The sequence below is a fragment of the Nocardia sp. NPDC004604 genome (assembly GCF_040609795.1).
Taxonomy (GTDB): domain Bacteria; phylum Actinomycetota; class Actinomycetes; order Mycobacteriales; family Mycobacteriaceae; genus Nocardia.
In genome coordinates this window covers 18,077-34,105 of the sequence record NZ_JBEXLC010000004.1, presented here as the reverse complement: position 1 = coordinate 34,105, position 16,029 = coordinate 18,077, and the positions used below count along the sequence as shown (strand labels likewise).

The window sequence follows — 16,029 nt, the reverse complement described above, 5'->3', positions numbered from 1 at the left end:
GAAACAAGTGTCACGCACCAGGTTCGTCCTCAGCGCTTGCGTCGCCACGGCATTGGCGAGTACCGCCTTCACCAGCACTTCGGCATCCGCTGATGTGCTCCCCAACCTGACCGGCCCCGCGGTTCCAGCGATTGCCGACCTCAACGGCGACGGCTACACCGATGTTGTATTCAGCGATTTCGTGCTCGGGTTCGGAGTGTCTGTTTTCCTGGGAAGGCCCGGCGGAGGCTTCGAGCCCGCCGTCCGCTACGCCACCGGCGGTCAGGCGGACTACGTCGCCATCGCGGACTTCGACCACGACGGCAAGCTCGATATGGCCGTCACCAACTTCACCACCAGCGACGTCTCCATACTGATGGGCAATGGCGATGGCACTTTCGCCAAGGCCGTCAACTATGCGACGGACCTGGCTCCCGGGGCGGTCGTCGTCGGCGACTTCGACCACGACGGCAACCCGGACTTGGCCACCTCCAACCAGGCCCCGTCATGGTCGGTGCTCCTGGGCAACGGCGATGGCACTTTCCGCCCGGCATACACCCTCTCCAGCAACCTGGGCGTCGGCTCCGGGTCCGCCGACGTCGCGGACTTCGATGGGGATGGCAACCTCGACCTGCTGCGCGGCAACTACGTCAACAGCACCATCCAGATCTACCGCGGCCGCGGTGACGGCACCTTCGCCGCCCCGACCACGTTCAGCCAGGGTGCCCTGACCGCCTGGTACGGCATGACGCGCGACATCAACGGCGACGGCAAGCCCGACATCCTTTTCTCCAACCTGGTCGGAGGCACCGTATCCACGCTGTTCAACAATGGTGACGGCACCTTCGGCGCGCCCACGGCATATCAAACCGGCGGTCTGCTCCCGCAGTGCTTCGACCTCGCCGACCTCAACGGCGACGGCCTGCTCGATATGGTGGTTGCCAACGGCGGCACCTCCAGCATCAGCGTGCTGCTCGGCACCGGCAACGGCACCTTCGGCCCGCCGCACACGTACCCCTCCGGCGGGCTGGTGCCGCTGTCCACCCCGATCCTCGCCGACTTCAACGGCGACGGAAAAATCGACACGGTCATCGGCAACACCGGCACGGGCAACATCACATTGCGCTACGGCAATGGCGACGGCACCTTCGGCCCCGCTATCGACTACTCGGCCTGATCGACCGCTACGGGCTCGGCCACCGATACTGCCAACGTCGGACCGGTCGGCGGCGGCCGCGCGGCCTCGGGCGTCGTTTTTCCGGAACGCGCCGACTGCCGCCGGTGCTGGGTTCGGATTCAGACCGCTCCAAGGCCAGCCCCGACTACTTGCGGCGCAAGTACAAGGAGCTCGACCAGGTCGATCCAGCAATGCCCGCTGTAATCGGTTGGGAGGCAACCGATGACGAACCCCTCCCACCGAGAAAGGCCGAAAATAGTCCGCGGAGGGATGAGTAGTGCGGTGGGTATTCACCCCGGACGAATTCACTCATGTCTGGGCGACCGAGACCAGACGCGATCGCCGTCCCTACCCGATCGATCTCGCGCCTCGGGGCACGGTGGGTACCGAAAGCGCAAGAGCCGCATTGAAACTTACCGACAGATTCCCGCTCAACGATGACCCCGACCTGACCGGGACATTGACGTTTCTGGCCCGTACCGATGTCACAACCATCGCCGTATTCGGTGACCGCTTCGCCCACGGCGAGCGCCTACCCGACCCCATCCTGCCTCTCGGGGCCACCTTCTCCGACTGGGGCGCGGCCATCCTCGCGACCGTCGATGCAGTAACAGTGGTGTCCTGTCACGCCCGCAACGTCGCCAAACATCTGATCAACGCGATCGGCTCGGCACCCGTAGGCACATTCGACACGATACGCGAGCCCCGGCAGGCAGTGTTGTTCCCGGATCCCGGGCAATGGCAGGAAACCGAGGACAGCCTCCGCGCCAAACGGTTTCGGCAAGTGCTGCGCCGCCCCATCGACGCCCGCGGGTATCTGACCGTCACGGTGAATCCAGCAGACCCCATGTCACCGCCACCACGACACCGCACATGGCTCGACTTCTCCGACGACGGCCGCTACCTGCTCGCCATCGGTCACAACATGACCCTCACCCCCGTTGGGGACAGCGAACTCGCCCAACACATCACTCATCTCGCTCGAATTCGCTGACCAGCGCCACACCTCGTCGTGGATCTGCCCAGCTCGAGCCGTACGTCATCAGGCTCATGCCCGCCATCATGGCCGCCGGGCGGCATTCGTGGCCACGGGGTTTCGCTAGCAGGGCTCGATCGGCTACCCACCGACGAACGTCAGCAGCGGATCCGGCAACAAATAGCCACGGCACAATCGTTTACATAATACTCCGGCATCAACCCCGCGATATAACTGCGCTAGCGCCGGATTCCGTTCGGCTGCACCACTACCCCCGAATATCGGTGCAGCTACCCGGTCGCACTCGATGCGCTGGTGCAAGACTTCGGTCCGGATTCAGACGTGGGCACTCATACCGAGAGAACTACACTGAAATAGGGTGTCAGCGGCAGGGAATGGTTCTAGCCCGGATCCGTGATTTTGCCGAGCGGTGCTGGCTAGCGGGCCATATGGGATGAGGGGTAGGCGTTTTCGCGGCAGGTCCGGATCGGCCTGGCCACAGCACTGGCGTTTCGGGTGCTTGTTGACGGTGCCCTCGATTGGTCGTTGCTCCACGGCAGGTGGCTCCTGCGATGATCGCAGTGGTCATGGAAATTCACGGACTTCGACAACGTCGAAGCCGACGGACCGGGCGGCGGTTTCGAACATATCCTGCCACTGGTCCACGTCGGTGCTATAAATCAGAACATCGGGCATGACCTCGACGCTGATGGACCACCGACCTTCACCGTCGCGCCACAGCTTGGCCAGCACCGAGGCTTCCCCGCCCGCGCCGAGCTCACGTGAACCGAACTGCGTGTCATCGGGGTCATCGAGACGGCCGCGGCGGCTCAGGCCGAGCGTGTCACGCAACTGTTCCAGTCGACCGTGGTCGAGCTCTCCCGAAAGGATCAGCAGCAACCGGCGTTTCGGTCTGGCCGGGAGTTCACGATCTGTCGCCGATGCTGCCTCGTTGCGGGTTGGTTCCAGCCCTAGCAGGGGAAGGGCGAGATCGGCGTTGCCCTTGTTCTCGTTCCACGCCGTATACGTCAACTGCGCCGGTGTAGCGATTGCGAACGCATCCCGCAGACCGGAGGTGATCATCGTCGCTAGCCTGCGGTAGTCGGCCCGTGGCGCGGGCCACGCCACGTTGTACGACCAGTTGTAGCTGTCGCGCCCTTCAGGCGGCTGCCAGCCCAGGTCGGCGATGTGCTGAAGGCCCGCGGTATCGGCTCGCACCTCGGGGTCGAGCATGCCGGGGCCGGGTAGTTCGGCGCACAGCTCGGTATCGGTCTGATAGAACTGCGCATATCGGCGCCGATCCGGGTTCGGTACACGCTCCCTGATGGACACAACCGCACCCGCAGGCAGCAACGCCAACTGGTTGGCCAACCTATTGGTGAAATCATCCCAGCTGATCACAAAAGTCCTGCCTCTACCAGCGCGTCTCCCTCGTCGTCGAAAGCCAACTGCTCGTTGGGCACCAGCTTTAGGTTGACCACGCTGGGAAACGCTTTCAGCGCGAGGGTCTGCTGCGGTCCAGCCCACCGCACTTCGGGATCCTCACCCGGGATTCTAGTGGTCGGCTCACCGAGGGCACCCGTGAGCGTACGCGTCATGCGCACGAACGCGTCCCACACGTTGTCGGCCTCATCGGAGTCGCGGTCGGTCACCGACTGCACGATGTGTCTGGCCTGTCCGTCCCGGCCGTCGACGCGGCCGCTCGCCAGCCCGAATCCGACGTCAAGGCGTACCGAATGTGGGCCGATCCGCTCGACATGCCAACCGAATTCCGCGGCCAGGTCCGGCACGTCGACCAAACGCCACGACCAATGCAGCGACCGCAATCGAAGCGCCAGCTCGACAATCTCGGTGTCGTCCAGCGCCCGCCATACCGTCATGACCTCACCCTATCGTCACTATCGAACACGGCCATCCCGTTCACGTGCACGCTCTTCACGTTCGCGCGCCCTGGCTTTATCCGCCAATTCCAGCACCTTCGCCGGGTCGACCGTTCCATCCTTCGCCGCGTTGGTCACCCCAGCCAGGAACTCCACACGAGCGAGTTCCAGGGAAAGACCCTGCTGGATGGCCCTCGCCGCCATGGCCTGGTGGTAGGCGACTGTGCCCAACTGGACCCGGACCTGTTCATCCTTGTGCTTGTAGATCAGTTCTTTCGTGTTCTTGTCGTACCCGATCGGATCGTGGTCTCGAACGAGCTCATGGGTTCTCGCATCGAAGGTCTCCGCCCGCTCCAACGCGATACTCAGCCCAGGAGCATTTTCCACTGTGCGGTTGTGCTCCTGCCGAGTCTCCTCGCGGCTGAGTGCCTCCTGCGCGCGCCCTTCCTTGGTTTGCGCCAGTTGTGCATCGACTTCACGTTCGACACGCTGGGCGACTTCAGGCGATAGCGCCCTGCCGTCGAACTCGCGCATGAGTCGATCACGCTCCTGTGCGAGCGCGCGCTCGAGTACTTGCCGCTGGTCCTTGACTTGGTTGAGTCCGGGCTCTTTCCCTTGGGCGAGTTCACGTTCGATCACCTTCGAGTGGTCTATTGCTTGCGCGCGTTCTTGGACAAGTTCCCGCTCCACCCCCGGCGCTTCCACCGTTCGTTGCACCACCTGGGTGAGGATTTCCCGGCTGAGCAACTCCCGAGCCTCCATCGCCGGGGCCAAGCGCGCCTGCAGCTCGAGCGCGACCTGGCGGTCATGCTCGGGAGCCAACGCCAATCCTTCGAGCACGCGGGCCGCGTGCTCCTGCTGGGCCTCGATCGCACGGTGAAGGAGATCCATCTCCTGCACCACAGCTTCGAGTCCCACGTCTTTGCCGAGCGCGAGTTCCCGCTGCATTTCCAGAACCTTCTCCGGCACCCTGGCCAAGTCCCTGCCGGGCGATTCACGTTCGAGGCCGGGCACCTCGAGCGCCAAGCGCAGGGCCCGATCGACGGTTTCCCTGCCGCGGGCTTCCAGGATCGAAGTCAACGCTCGATCCCGATTTCCGATCTCCAACGGCAGCAGCTTGTCGGCAATCTCCAATGATTTCGAATCCAGCCCCAACTCTCGCAGCATTTCTTTGCGCTGTGAGAGTTCCAATTCTTGCGCTATGCGCAGCCGGTCCTCAGCCTGTGCGATCTCGCGGCTCGCTTCAGACAGATTCAAACCAAGTTCCTCGCGGACCAGGTCGGTGAATTTGATCACCTGCGCACGAAGCGGCTGCGCCCTGGAATCGCCCAGCTCCCGTTCCAGCGCTCGCTCGATAGCCTTCGAGACCTCTTCCCGTTCCCGCGGATCCAGTTGGCGCAACAACTCCTCACGAGCCCGCTCGAATACCCTCCCCTGGTCGATCGCTTGCACCATGGCGCGGGCGTGATACCTGTCGATGCCGCCGATGACGTTGATCGGCATCTCGTCAGGGCCACGAAGAAACGGCGCGACCTCGACCCTCGCCTTCCACTCGGGGCTCCTCGGGTCCGACAGGTCCTTGTAATAGTCCACATGGACCCGGTTGTACTCGAACTGCAGGGAGCCATCGGCGTGCGCCCGCAGCATCTCCTCAACGGCGCGCTGCAACTTCTGCCCCTCGGCGCTATTGGGATCGACACCCCGCGCCGCCATCTCGGCGGGGGTTTCCCGCAGGATTCTGGACAAGTTTGGGTCGATAGCGTAGGTGCGAACCTCGTAAGGCCGTGAGCCCTGTTGCGCGAAGCCCTGTGGCGTCTCCGCACCTTCGAGCCTTGAGGTGCCGCCCTTGTTCTCTTCCGCGGCCGAAGTGGGTGGCGACTGTTCGCTCGCGAACTGGTAGACGACGGTATCGAGCATACCGGCGCCGTCACGCGCTCCATGGAAAGGCACGAGTACGACCGCGCCCGGCCGTTCAACCGGATCTGTGCCGACGGCTAACCCCCCGATATCACCCAACTGCTTCACGGCCCCGTTCAGCTGCTTACCGGCCGCATGATAGTCGCGGGCGTTGGCGGCGACATATTCCAAACGAGCGAGCTTCTCGTCTTGTTGTGTCACATTGAGCGATTGATCATTGAGAATACGTTCCGTGTGCTTTTCCAAGAACTTATCGAGTTTTTTCTCGCCATTCACATCGTCGATTTTATTTATCCCAAATTCGCCTTTGTGTTTCATGATGTTCTTCGAAGCGGTTTCGCGCTCTTCTTTCAGCTTCCCCGCTTCTTTGGCTGTTTTATCCAGATTTTCGACATGTGTCGGGTCGCGGGGAGTATACGGTTTGTCCTCGCCCAGCGATGCCTTCGCATCGAATCCCTGTTGTCGCGCACTATTCGGATCGGTGACAAAGTCGCCGTTGTGGTCGATCAGTTTGAAAATCGCGTTGCGTTTCGTGCCCAGATCGTCCCTGACATGGTGCCAGTCTCCGTTGGGCTCGCGATAGGAGTTCGGATATTTGCTATCGCCCGGTTGGTGCAACGCTCCATCGGCTCCGACGTACATACCCTTCGGGACCGGCCCGTGGTGCTGCGGTGGGCTGTCGGCTGACGGAGTATGACCGGATTGCGGTTCGGGAGAATTATGCGTTGTCGGTGGGGTCGGCGTCTCTTGGCGTGCCGGCTCGTTGCGTGTCGGTTCGGGGACGCGGTTGTCCCTGGATGATTCGACGGCAGGCGAACGGGGCGTGACCTGATCCGCGGGGGTGATATGCGAACGGTCGGAATGAGAATCCCGGCCCGGATTGGAGTCGCGCCAGGCTCGCGAGGCCTCGTTGCTCGAATCGCTGCCGCGTTCGAGCCGATACGCCTCGTTGTACCCGCGCAGGAAATTCGGATCGCGAGCTGGGTCGATTGAGTCGGGGTCGCTGCCGAGTCGGCTCGGCGGTGCCGTGCGATGCTCCGCGCCGAGGTCATCTACCGGGTAATCGACCGTATAGGACATCTCGCGCCCGGCCCGGGTGCTCCATTCCTCGGCCCATCGGTACAGGCTCGGAAACTCGTTCTCGACAAGCCCTTGGTTCAGACGCCCGCCATCCTTGGACAACGAGCCGGTATAAGCGTGCGGATCCCACGCTGAACGGGCCCGATCGAGCATCTGTGGGGAGGAGATGCTGATGTCGATAGCGCTCGGCCCCCCGAGACCAAGATTATGTATGGATCCTTGGGGCCGACCGTTCAGCGGCTGTGTGTCTGTAGTCGAGTCGCGCAGCCTGATTTCGACCAGGTCGGGATCGATGTGATCGCGCCGCAGGGCTTCCAGCAGGGTGCTCCGCAGTTCCAGGTAGGCCTCCTGGGTCACCCCCAACGCCGACTTCTGCGCGTCCAAACCGAGCGAGACCGCGCGGTGGCGCTCCGGTTCTAGAACTCGATCATCCCGCTGGTCGGCCACGTCCCGTGCGTGCGGCTGTGAATCTCGGCCCACGACATTGCCAGCATCGACACCGAATCGCTCGGCTGAGAAAAGAGGGTGAGCTTGTCGATCAAGAGCTGATACGGCGGGGTCGACTGTCCGGGATTCTCCAGGGACTCGGGTTGGATCCGGTACTCCACCATGTCCGGGTCCTCGTTGGTCAACTGCAGATGCACTCTGGTCCGGTGCGGGTAGATCTGATATGCGGGCATCGACGTGCTGTCCCTCATCGCCGACAGGTATGTCTCCACTACGACGTCCACCGGTAGACTCGGAAACTCCAAGATCACCCCGGTCTGGGCGTTGAGCACCAGTTTCGTCAGTCCGAGGTGACGTCCCTGGCTGATCTGCTCGTCCTCCAGTTGCTGATAGATCACCCATCCCAGCTCGAACGGGAACATCCTGTACTGCCGACGTCCACCGAATGCCGTCGCCAAATATGCGCGGGCTTGCTGTTCGGTCGTGATCGGTTCTTGCATGAAGCGGACTCCCATCGGATTGGAGCGGAATCGCGTGCAGATCGGCGGCGCGGTCGGCAAAGTGCGCGGGTGGGCGGTCCCAAGTATGAGTTGTCAACGGATCCCACCACACCGGGCCGGTGGCCTCGAGCGGGTAGACCACTGCGATCGAGTGGCCAGCTTCGATAACCGGGCGGCCGTCGGCGTGGAATTGTGGTACCCCGTCAGGGGTGTGCGTGTACCAACCGATCGCCACCGCCGCCGCCGAGCCCGGGCCGAGCCGCTCGACCAGCGCATGCAGAGCATCGAACTGTTCGGGCACGCTGAGTTGCCGGTCGAACGCAAGCCAGTCACCGCCGAGCCACTCGCTGATCCGTTCAGCGGCTCCGAGTTCGCCGGTGTGGTTGTCGATGGTGCCATCGGGAAATCGGTCTGGGTATCGCGGTAGGGCGATCTGTGGGTCGCCATAGAACGTCGACAACCCCGCGGCCACCGCCTCGGCACAACAGTTGCCTCGGCCCGGGAACTCCGGGCCTCCGTCATTGATCAGTTTTCCGAACGCGTGAACGCTCGGATCGGCACCGACAATGAAACGGTTGCCCTCCCGCATAGCGTCCTCGACAGCCATCTGATACTCGGCAACCTCGAGGTTGCCCAGCCGGTCCGGTGCCACAACCCGGGTCTGCGGCAACCCGGTCAACCGGGCGTTGGTGCCGGCACCCGCGATGTCGTTGCTGAGCTGCCGGATTTCCAACGGGCCGAGCGGATGTTCGCCCTCGACGGCCGTGAGGCCGAAGTGCTCACGCAGACGAGAAGCCAGCGCACCGGGGGGCTCGTGTATCGACCAGGTGTGTTGGTCACCGACGGCGCGATCAGTCAGCACGGCAGTGAGATGGGCCGCGGCGCGGTCGGTCGTGAACTCGACGGTGACATGGAACTGGTCGCCGCCACCGAGCAGTCGAGTATTCGTATTGAATATTCGATCGGCAACCTGCCCGACAGTGTCCGCGGCTCGCTGCGCATCGGTAGGTGTGACGGTGTGATCGGGGGTGAGGTGGACTCGGACAGTCGCCTCGATCCGAGCGCTGTCGGGCCCGTCGACCCGACGGATCTCATAGGCAGGCTCTTGCCCCCTCGCAGTAACCGGAGTGGAGACATCTCCCGGTCCTCGAAAGTTCGGTGCTCCTGCCTCGCCTGGTCCACGCGCTTGCGAATGTTCGCTGGAGCTTTCGTGTGGAGACGCAATTCGTGGATCGGTTGGATGTTGATTCGTGCGCGGAAGGGCTTCTTGTCGATCCCGAGCCGACGTTCCATGACCGGATCCGGTGGCTTCAGATAGTTCGCCATTGGCACGGTCCGCTGGTAGTCGGCCGACGCCACGGGACCGATCCAGCGCGTAATCAGGATCGGTTACACGGTCGGTTTGCGATGGTCGACCTGTCTCTGTTGTCCGATCGCCGGGCGCAGATGTGGATCGGCTGGTCGGCAAGTCCGAAGGCGAAACACGATCACGAGAAGCTCCGAAGTCCGCACCGGCGCGTGATTCTGCGCCCGGTGTTCGCGTTCGTGACTCGGTGGTCCGGTCAGCCTCTGGCGGCGGGCTCCCCGCGTCGGGTTCTAGTCCTCGAAGGTCCCCTGTTCCGGCCAGGTTCCGTCTTGACGGGATTTCCATTCCGCCCACGCCGCTGCGCGTGTCGCGCGCGCCCAGGTCGGCCGAATATGGAGCGGGTGCTTGGTGATGGTCAGCTGGAATTCTTCGGTCGGCTCCGGGGGTTGGACCAGCGACTCGATCCGGACTTGATACTGGATCATCTCCGAGTCCTCGTGTGTGCGTTGAATTGTCGTCCGGGTGCGATGTGGGTAAATCTGGGCGCCCTGGACCGGTTGGCCCGCTTCGATCGCCTGGTCGTACATCTCCCCGATCGTGAACGGATCCAGACTCGGGTGTACCGTCACCACGCCTGTTTCCCGGTTCACCACGTAACTGGTGAGGCCCAGATCCATGCCCCGCGCTATCTCCTCCGGGGTGAGTTTCGGACGGCACACCCATCCGTGCTGGAACGAAATCGGCCCTTCGAACTGCAGACTCGGGAATGCCTGGGCCAGATACTGCTGAACCTGTTCCTCGGTTTGGAACCGTTGTGCCACCATATGATCCTCCATTCGGGTCGCTAATCATGAATCGCACCCCCATCGACCTGTCGACCAGATGCGCCGGCGGCTTATCGGAGATGATCGGTGGCTTCGGTTGCGCGTCCACCCACATCGGCCCGCTTGCCCCGTGCGGGTAGACGATCGCGGTAGCGTGCGAACCCCCCATGATCGGGCTGCCGTCCGGGTTGTAGAGCTTTTGCCCAGTTTGCGGGTCGCGGGCGTGCCAGGCGTTGTGCACGTATGCCGACGCACCTGGGCCCTGTTGAGCTACCCAGTCATGCAATGCCTGGAACTGCTCGGGTATCGATCTGCCGCCGTCGTTGAAATGTTGCCAAGTGCCGCCGATCCACGCTTCGGCGCGCTGTAGACCGAGCGCTTCACCTCTGCGGGTGTCGATGCTGCCATCAGGCAACACATCCGGCCATCGAGGGGCAGCGACCTTCGGCCGACCGTTGTGCGTGGACAGGATGGCCATCGTGCAATCACTGCAGTCGTTGCTACGACCCGGTTTCGCGGGGCCACCATCGTTGATGTGCTCTGCGTACAGGTGAGGATCGGCACCAACAAGGAATCGATTGCCAGCACGGACGGAATCCTCGACTACGTGCTGATACGCGGGATCCTCGATATCGTTGAGGTTGCCTTCTCCGATCACCCGACTATCCCCAATGTCGCCGCGGGTGACAGGGGTATTGGCCTTGGCGATGTCGTTGCTGAGCTGGCGAATCTCGTCCGGGCTGAACCCGTGTCCGCGTTGGCCTGGTTCCGATTGCAGCCCGAGATGTTCGCGTAACTGCTGGACGATCGCGTCGGGGTGGGCGTCGGGATGCCAGGGTCCGGAGGAGTCACTGACATGGATGTGGAGGTTCGCCGCCGCCGGATCCGGCATGTGTACCAAGTCGATCAGTACTCGGTCGCCCGACAACAACCGCTGACCATGATTGAAGGTCAGATCCGTTGCCAACTGCGCCCTTTCCCACAACCGCGCCACCTGCTCCGGGGACACGCTGCGGTCAGCGGTGACATGCACCTTGATGCCAGCCATCGCGATGGGGCCTTCGTGCGCATCGGGGTAGCGCCGGAAGTCATAGGCGGGCTTGGCATTCGATCCATGCTCGGTGGGAACCGGAGTGGAATGGCCGCCCTCGGGCAGCTGCTGGCGGTACCACTCACGTACCTGTCGCGCTTGATGTGCCTGCTGCAACTCTTGGGGCGACAGCCGTTGCGGACCCTGGTGCGGGCGAGGCTGATCCGGTCTCGGCGCTCTGCCTGGATGCTGGGGATCATCTGGGCCGTGCGGACCGCGCTGCGGTGCGCGTGAATCCGGGTGCGGCGATGAGTGTTCCGCAGGACCCACATGTCGTATCGGTGTAGACGGGGCCGGCGTATGTGACTCGATAACTCGCGGGGGAGTCGAGCTACGAGGGGATTCAGGAGGTGCCACCGGAGTGCGAGGGTGCGTTGACGGGACCTGGTGAGGGCTGAGTTCTGGTGGACGCTGGTGTGGAATCGACGGTGTGCGGGCTACGTGCCGGTGCGGTGGTGTCGGCGTATGCGTGGGCGAAATGTGCGGTGCCGATGCCACATTCGTTGGTGAGCGATACGGCGCAGGCGAGACGGGGCGATGTGTTTCAGGGGATTGTTGCGACGGCGGTGTCGGAGAGTGCGACTCCGGCGCGGGTGCATGTGGTGTCGGCAGCGGTGACTCGGGGGCGCGCGAGGACGTCCATGGTTCCCGTGGTGCCGGAGGGTGGGACTCTGGAGCAGGATCGTGGGGGTGCTGTTGCTGGGCGTCGAGCCAGTTGCGCACCTGGATGTCGTGTGGGCTCTCGCCCGGTGGATGGGCGCGGGCGGCGGCGATTTCTTGCTGGGTGGGTTGGTAGCGGCCGATGTGGGGGTTGTATTCGCCGCTATAGAACGGGTCCATGGGAATGAGGCGGCCGTCGTCGAATCGCGCGACGTATTTGTGGACTTCGGGGTCGAAGCCTGGACGTTGCGGTGGTGGCTCCAGAAATGGGGCTCGAGTGGGTGTCGGCGCGTGTTCTGTTGCGAGAGGTCCATTTTCGGAGTGTGCAGAGCGAGCATCGGGCCGCGCGTGGGACTGGCCGGTGCCGCTTTCGGTCACCGAATCCGGGCGTGCCCATCGCGGCGGCTCCGATTCTGGTGCACGCGTCGACGAGGTTACCGGGCGGTCGACCGGACTATGGCGCGGTGCAACCGATTCCGGTCCTAGTCCGTTGCTTCTCCCTGTTCCCGAGCGATACGCTTCAGTTCCGACTCCCCCCAGGCTTGCCAGATCTTGACCTGCTCCTCGGATGCTGGACGTCGCCCCTTCGCCTCCAGTTCGGCTCGGTGAGCGTCCATCCTCCGTACTGCTTCCTGACTCTCGGGGTCGGGGTTGGACTTGCGTAGCGTCGGGCCGAGGAGTTCTCGCGCTATCTGCTCCATTTCCTCTGGACTGATGGCCATCTGAAATCCTTCCTAGATCGGTGAGACGGATGACATATTTGCCTGGGTCGTGCGGGCGCCTCCCCGGCTCGAACGACATGTCATCGATATGGAATCGGTGTCCCGGTGGGAAGACGACCTCGTCCTGGCTGAGGCTGGCCCAGGAGACATCTTTGCCGTGGCGCGACTCGATGATGAGTTCGACGTTTCCGCCCGCCATCGAGGTCTCTTTGTCCGAGGACGCGAACCCGGGATCGCTGACGACCGGATCGGGCCGATCGGGGTCGTAGTATTGGAGAAACCTCTTGAGCTCAACCGGGTCGTCGATGTGTAGGGATCGGTAGACCACCCCCTCATGGTCGGGCAGTTTGTTGTAGGCGTTGACCAATGCCCGGATCTCGAGATCGTGCTTCGCAAGCAACGCCTCGTCACCGTTGCGCATCGCCTGATTGGCCGACTCATTGAGCACGACATCCTGATTGCGGCGGATCAGCTCGATCTCGGAGTCGGACAGTCGGGCCAGCTCCGGATATTCCTCGACGCTGTTGCGGGACCGGATATCCCGCGCCTCAGGACTCACCGGGTGGTCGCGCGCGTATTCGCGTTCGGCGATCGGGTCGTGGTAGTCCGGATTGGCGTAGTACGGCTTGCTCTCCACCGGCAGCTTCGGCCAGTATTTGGCCTCTCCCGGTCGTGCCGCCGGATTGCTTCCAGCACTGTGGCTATCAGGATCTGACGGGTGGCTGTGGCTCGCCGGGTCGTGAGAGCCTGGGGCGGGGAGGGAGTGCTCGTCTCCGCTGGGCATTCCGGGCCGAGGTGAATGACCAACAGTCGGTTCGGGGACCGATGTGTCGCGGCGCTCGCTGTCGTCGGTTAAGAGGCGATTACCCCGTTCTGCGGCCACGCTTTCTCGCGCTTGGCTCGGAGCATGATCTGTCCCGCCGCGGACCGGAAAATCACGTCCTCCGGTTGGTCCGTGCGGGCGGTGTTGTTCGTCGTGTCGATCGTCAGGACGCGGTCGAGGTTGTCCCTCGTCTCCCCGAACTGGTATTCCACCTCGTTCGGGTCGTTCCTGATTCGGTTGTAGTAGATCAGAAGCGCCATCGTGTCGTCCCCATAGTGTGTCGTACCGTTCGCCGCTGCGCGGTGCCGCAATCGGTGCCCAGTTGTGGTCGATGTTGGCGTGTGCGTGGGCCTCTTGATAGAGCGCCCCCGGGTTGTCGCGATAGTAGTTCGACTCTGCCAGTTCGTGCTCGAGCAGCACGATATCGGCGGGGTGCGGCCTACCGGATCGCAATCGTATCCATGCTTCGGCGATGTCGGGGTCGGCGTCGTAGCGTCGGTGTGCCACGGTTCCGTCGTAGTCCTGGATCGGATGTTCTTCGCGGAACAGGTGGTTCTTGATCTGCTGGACGTCGTCGTGCGTGAAGTGCGCCCCGTCGTCGCGCGGATGGTCGGCGAGAACGCTGGCGATGTCGCCGATATCACGGTCGTCGCTTCGGAAATGATCGTAGGCGTCTTCGGCCCATTCGAACGCCGCGAAATCGTCGCGTGGCCGGACCGCTCCGCCCGAATAGGCGACGTCCTGTTCGTCTGGTACGGCGGCGTCACGCGGCGAGTGATCGGTCGAATCCGCGTGTGGTGAGTCGGTGCGACGCTCACCTGGTGCCGAAGAACCGCGACGGATGTCACCGCTGGAAGGCGGGTGCGCAATGACCTGCGGTGCCTGGTCGCTCGTGCCCCCGGTCCAGGTGTCGCGAACTTCTGGCTTGAGCGTGTGATGGTCTGTACCGTCGGGCCAGTCCGAAAGATCGGCGGCTCGTCGACGTGCGACGCTGTCGGGATCGTCGCCGGGTGCACGGTGGCTGCGGGGCTCTGTATTGCGGTCCGCGCCAGGAGTATTGCGGTCGGCAGCGGGCGCACGGTTTGTAGCGGATTCTGGGGAGCGGGGCGCGTTGCGTTGTCCTGTGTCGGCGCTGCGCGAATTCGCCGAGTTTGCGGTCTCTCGTGGTGAGGAAGCGGTGTCGCGTGGACCGGGCAGGTGGCTATCGGGTCCGCTGGCGGCTGAGATTGGGTGTGGTGACCGGTCACGGGTCCCGTTAGTGGGTGTCCGGTCAGTTGGCTGGTGTGACGCGGAATCGAGACGCGGTGTGTTGCCGGTGGTTTCACGTGCCGGGGGGGTTGACGCCGTCCGATCCGGGGTGTCGACGCTGCTGGATGAACGAGGGGGTTCGGTTGGGCGCTGTGAGGTCGTGCCGCCATCGGTACGGGCAGGCGACTCTGATCGGGGTGCACCGTCCGGACGCTGGGGGACGTCGGTGGATGTTCGAGCCGGACTTGCTGGTGAGGGGCGATCGCCGCTGGGTGTAGCCGCGTGGGACGCAGGTGTCCCCGATCCCTGCATGACTTGTCGGTCTGGCGTGGGTGTCGCGGTTGTCGCCGACGGCGCCTGTCCTACAGTGCCACGGTCGGCGGTCGAGGGCCCTGCCGTGCTGCCAGTGGGTGCGGCAGATGGGTCGGAAGGTATGGGACGGCTGTCGGCGGTATGGCCGGTTCCTGTTGAATTGGATTGGGCCACAATCGGATTGTCATGGCCAACGGCCGAAGTGGAAGTCGAGCCGTGGGTGTCGTGGACTCCTGTTGTGGTCGCGGCGGCCGACGAGGTGCTCGCTTCTGGGTGCGATGCGCTGGACGAGGACGTGGTGTCGGTGTGGGTTTGTGTCGCCGGTGTGGATGCGATTGCGGTCGAGGGGTGCTCGCTGCCAGTGGTGACTGGGGGTTCGTGGGAGGCGTCGGTGTGAGTGCTGGCTGGGGTCGTGGTGCCGGTCGATGATCCGGTCTCGTGCGTAGTGACAACTTCATGTGGTTTGACGCGACCGAATCCGGCGCCTGCGCCGTCGGCGACGGTGCTGAAGTCGACGTGCCCCCCAGATGCTGCGAAAGCGGCTGCGGTGTTGCCGGCGATGTTGCCAGGGACTGCACCCACGCCGCGGGTCAGCACTCCGCCCAGCGAATTCGATCCGACGTCAGTACCCACCGTGCTGGCCAGACTCTGGCCGGCCTTCGCAGCGATCGGCCCGGCCACCGCGCCGGCAACGGCGCCTGCGCCAGCGGATCTGCCAACAGAGCCCAGGTCGAGGCCGTCGCGATTGCCTTCAGCGATCTGAACACTCTGGGCGGCCAGATCCGTGCCCGCGCCGAAAGCCGTGCCAAAAGCCGAGCCGCCGGCGGCTTCACCAACGATCTTGGCAGCCAGTCTCGATGCCGCCTGCTCACCCAACTGGCCGGCTGCTTCCAGACCGACTCGCTCGACGAGAAATGCCGCGCCTTTGGCAGCGAGCTTGTCGATCAGCTCCTGCACCGTCTTACGGATGATGAGCTTGACGGCGGCGGCAGCAGCTAAGTCGGCGACCTCACCGATACCGGGCACGAAGGCTATCGCCAACATCGCGGCCAACGAAAAGTAGATCGATAGCTTGGCGTATTCGATAT

Annotated in this window: 16 protein-coding genes and 2 pseudogenes; 9 read left to right on the top strand and 9 right to left on the bottom strand. The window is 63.6% G+C overall.

What is annotated here, in order from left to right:
• Nucleotides 1–7: 7 nt before the first annotated feature.
• Both ABZW16_RS03355 and ABZW16_RS03350 read left to right on the top strand, forming a co-directional pair.
• The gene (locus ABZW16_RS03355) at nucleotides 8–1,156 is read left to right on the top strand and encodes a VCBS repeat-containing protein (RefSeq protein WP_354951660.1); all 1,149 of its coding nucleotides are present in this window, start codon (nucleotides 8–10) and stop codon (nucleotides 1,154–1,156) included.
• Between the two features lie 277 nt (nucleotides 1,157–1,433).
• The gene (locus tag ABZW16_RS03350) at nucleotides 1,434–2,150 is read left to right on the top strand and encodes an ESX secretion-associated protein EspG (protein WP_354951658.1); all 717 of its coding nucleotides are present in this window, start codon (nucleotides 1,434–1,436) and stop codon (nucleotides 2,148–2,150) included.
• A 567-nt stretch (nucleotides 2,151–2,717) separates the two neighbouring features.
• Here ABZW16_RS03350 and ABZW16_RS03345 read toward each other — a convergent pair.
• From ABZW16_RS03345 to ABZW16_RS03325, 5 genes and pseudogenes are all read right to left on the bottom strand, one after another.
• Complete coding sequence (locus ABZW16_RS03345; protein ID WP_354951656.1) at nucleotides 2,718–3,365, bottom strand: hypothetical protein; 648 nt, start codon at nucleotides 3,363–3,365, stop codon at nucleotides 2,718–2,720.
• Nucleotides 3,366–3,529: 164 nt separating this feature from the next.
• Nucleotides 3,530–4,012, bottom strand: coding sequence for a DUF6301 family protein (locus ABZW16_RS03340; RefSeq protein WP_354951654.1), 483 nt, complete (start codon nucleotides 4,010–4,012; stop codon nucleotides 3,530–3,532).
• A gap of 18 nt (nucleotides 4,013–4,030) precedes the next feature.
• On the bottom strand, nucleotides 4,031–7,456 hold the full coding sequence (locus ABZW16_RS03335; RefSeq protein ID WP_354951904.1) for a hypothetical protein: 3,426 nt from the start codon (nucleotides 7,454–7,456) through the stop codon (nucleotides 4,031–4,033).
• Nucleotides 7,426–7,956, bottom strand: coding sequence for a hypothetical protein (locus ABZW16_RS03330; RefSeq protein WP_354951903.1), 531 nt, complete (start codon nucleotides 7,954–7,956; stop codon nucleotides 7,426–7,428). Before ABZW16_RS03330 ends, ABZW16_RS03335 begins: the two co-directional genes overlap by 31 nt.
• A gap of 151 nt (nucleotides 7,957–8,107) precedes the next feature.
• Nucleotides 8,108–8,545: pseudogene (locus ABZW16_RS03325) on the bottom strand (toxin glutamine deamidase domain-containing protein); the annotation flags it as partial.
• A gap of 156 nt (nucleotides 8,546–8,701) precedes the next feature.
• Between ABZW16_RS03325 and ABZW16_RS03320 the strand changes: the two are divergent.
• On the top strand, nucleotides 8,702–9,274 hold the full coding sequence (locus tag ABZW16_RS03320; RefSeq protein ID WP_354951901.1) for a hypothetical protein: 573 nt from the start codon (nucleotides 8,702–8,704) through the stop codon (nucleotides 9,272–9,274).
• Nucleotides 9,275–9,552: 278 nt separating this feature from the next.
• On the opposite strand, the gene ABZW16_RS03315 is transcribed toward ABZW16_RS03320, so the two are convergent.
• Together ABZW16_RS03315 and ABZW16_RS03310 are read right to left on the bottom strand one after the other, a co-directional pair.
• A complete protein-coding gene (locus tag ABZW16_RS03315) occupies nucleotides 9,553–10,086 on the bottom strand; it encodes a hypothetical protein (RefSeq protein ID WP_354951899.1) in 534 nt (177 codons plus the stop codon).
• 109 nt (nucleotides 10,087–10,195) lie between these two features.
• A pseudogene (locus ABZW16_RS03310) lies at nucleotides 10,196–10,744 on the bottom strand (toxin glutamine deamidase domain-containing protein); the annotation flags it as partial.
• On the opposite strand from ABZW16_RS03310, the gene ABZW16_RS03305 reads away from it, so the two are divergent.
• Both ABZW16_RS03305 and ABZW16_RS03300 read left to right on the top strand, forming a co-directional pair.
• Nucleotides 10,637–10,882: a hypothetical protein gene (locus ABZW16_RS03305; protein ID WP_354951897.1), complete on the top strand. Its 246-nt coding sequence runs from the start codon at nucleotides 10,637–10,639 to the stop codon at nucleotides 10,880–10,882. The pseudogene ABZW16_RS03310 and the gene ABZW16_RS03305 overlap by 108 nt on opposite strands.
• 60 nt (nucleotides 10,883–10,942) lie before the next feature.
• A complete protein-coding gene (locus ABZW16_RS03300; RefSeq protein ID WP_354951895.1) occupies nucleotides 10,943–11,410 on the top strand; it encodes a hypothetical protein in 468 nt (155 codons plus the stop codon).
• Nucleotides 11,411–12,318: 908 nt separating this feature from the next.
• Here ABZW16_RS03300 and ABZW16_RS03295 read toward each other — a convergent pair.
• On the bottom strand, nucleotides 12,319–12,558 hold the full coding sequence (locus ABZW16_RS03295) for a hypothetical protein (protein ID WP_354951893.1): 240 nt from the start codon (nucleotides 12,556–12,558) through the stop codon (nucleotides 12,319–12,321).
• Between the two features lie 334 nt (nucleotides 12,559–12,892).
• Between ABZW16_RS03295 and ABZW16_RS03290 the strand changes: the two genes are divergently transcribed.
• The gene (locus tag ABZW16_RS03290) at nucleotides 12,893–13,273 is read left to right on the top strand and encodes a hypothetical protein (RefSeq protein ID WP_354951891.1); all 381 of its coding nucleotides are present in this window, start codon (nucleotides 12,893–12,895) and stop codon (nucleotides 13,271–13,273) included.
• A 137-nt stretch (nucleotides 13,274–13,410) separates the two neighbouring features.
• Here ABZW16_RS03290 and ABZW16_RS03285 read toward each other — a convergent pair whose 3' ends face one another.
• Nucleotides 13,411–13,641 carry a hypothetical protein gene (locus ABZW16_RS03285; RefSeq protein ID WP_354951889.1) on the bottom strand — a complete coding sequence of 77 codons (231 nt, stop codon included), beginning with the start codon at nucleotides 13,639–13,641 and terminating at the stop codon, nucleotides 13,411–13,413.
• A gap of 145 nt (nucleotides 13,642–13,786) precedes the next feature.
• On the opposite strand from ABZW16_RS03285, the gene ABZW16_RS03280 reads away from it, so the two are divergent.
• The 3 genes from ABZW16_RS03280 to ABZW16_RS03270 all read left to right on the top strand — a co-directional run bounded on the left by ABZW16_RS03280 (nucleotide 13,787) and on the right by ABZW16_RS03270 (nucleotide 15,940).
• Nucleotides 13,787–14,182, top strand: a complete 396-nt coding sequence (locus ABZW16_RS03280) for a hypothetical protein (protein WP_354951887.1) — start codon at nucleotides 13,787–13,789, stop codon at nucleotides 14,180–14,182.
• A gap of 979 nt (nucleotides 14,183–15,161) precedes the next feature.
• Nucleotides 15,162–15,338 carry a hypothetical protein gene (locus ABZW16_RS03275; RefSeq protein WP_354951885.1) on the top strand — a complete coding sequence of 59 codons (177 nt, stop codon included), beginning with the start codon at nucleotides 15,162–15,164 and terminating at the stop codon, nucleotides 15,336–15,338.
• Between the two features lie 41 nt (nucleotides 15,339–15,379).
• Entirely contained in the window at nucleotides 15,380–15,940 is a 561-nt protein-coding gene (locus ABZW16_RS03270; RefSeq protein WP_354951883.1) for a hypothetical protein, read from the top strand.
• Nucleotides 15,941–16,029 lie beyond the last annotated feature (89 nt).

Excerpts from the sequence above, each read along its gene's own strand:
- ABZW16_RS03345 (WP_354951656.1), bottom strand. The coding sequence starts at position 3,365 with ATGCTCGACCCCGAGGTGCGAGCCGATACCGCGGGCCTTCAGCACATC.
- ABZW16_RS03340 (WP_354951654.1), bottom strand. The coding sequence starts at position 4,012 with ATGACGGTATGGCGGGCGCTGGACGACACCGAGATTGTCGAGCTGGCG.
- ABZW16_RS03330 (WP_354951903.1), bottom strand. The coding sequence starts at position 7,956 with ATGCAAGAACCGATCACGACCGAACAGCAAGCCCGCGCATATTTGGCG.
- ABZW16_RS03320 (WP_354951901.1), top strand. The coding sequence starts at position 8,702 with ATGTTCGCCCTCGACGGCCGTGAGGCCGAAGTGCTCACGCAGACGAGA.
- ABZW16_RS03315 (WP_354951899.1), bottom strand. The coding sequence starts at position 10,086 with ATGGTGGCACAACGGTTCCAAACCGAGGAACAGGTTCAGCAGTATCTG.
- ABZW16_RS03300 (WP_354951895.1), top strand. The coding sequence starts at position 10,943 with ATGGATGTGGAGGTTCGCCGCCGCCGGATCCGGCATGTGTACCAAGTC.
- ABZW16_RS03295 (WP_354951893.1), bottom strand. The coding sequence starts at position 12,558 with ATGGCCATCAGTCCAGAGGAAATGGAGCAGATAGCGCGAGAACTCCTC.
- ABZW16_RS03290 (WP_354951891.1), top strand. The coding sequence starts at position 12,893 with ATGGTCGGGCAGTTTGTTGTAGGCGTTGACCAATGCCCGGATCTCGAG.
- ABZW16_RS03285 (WP_354951889.1), bottom strand. The coding sequence starts at position 13,641 with ATGGCGCTTCTGATCTACTACAACCGAATCAGGAACGACCCGAACGAG.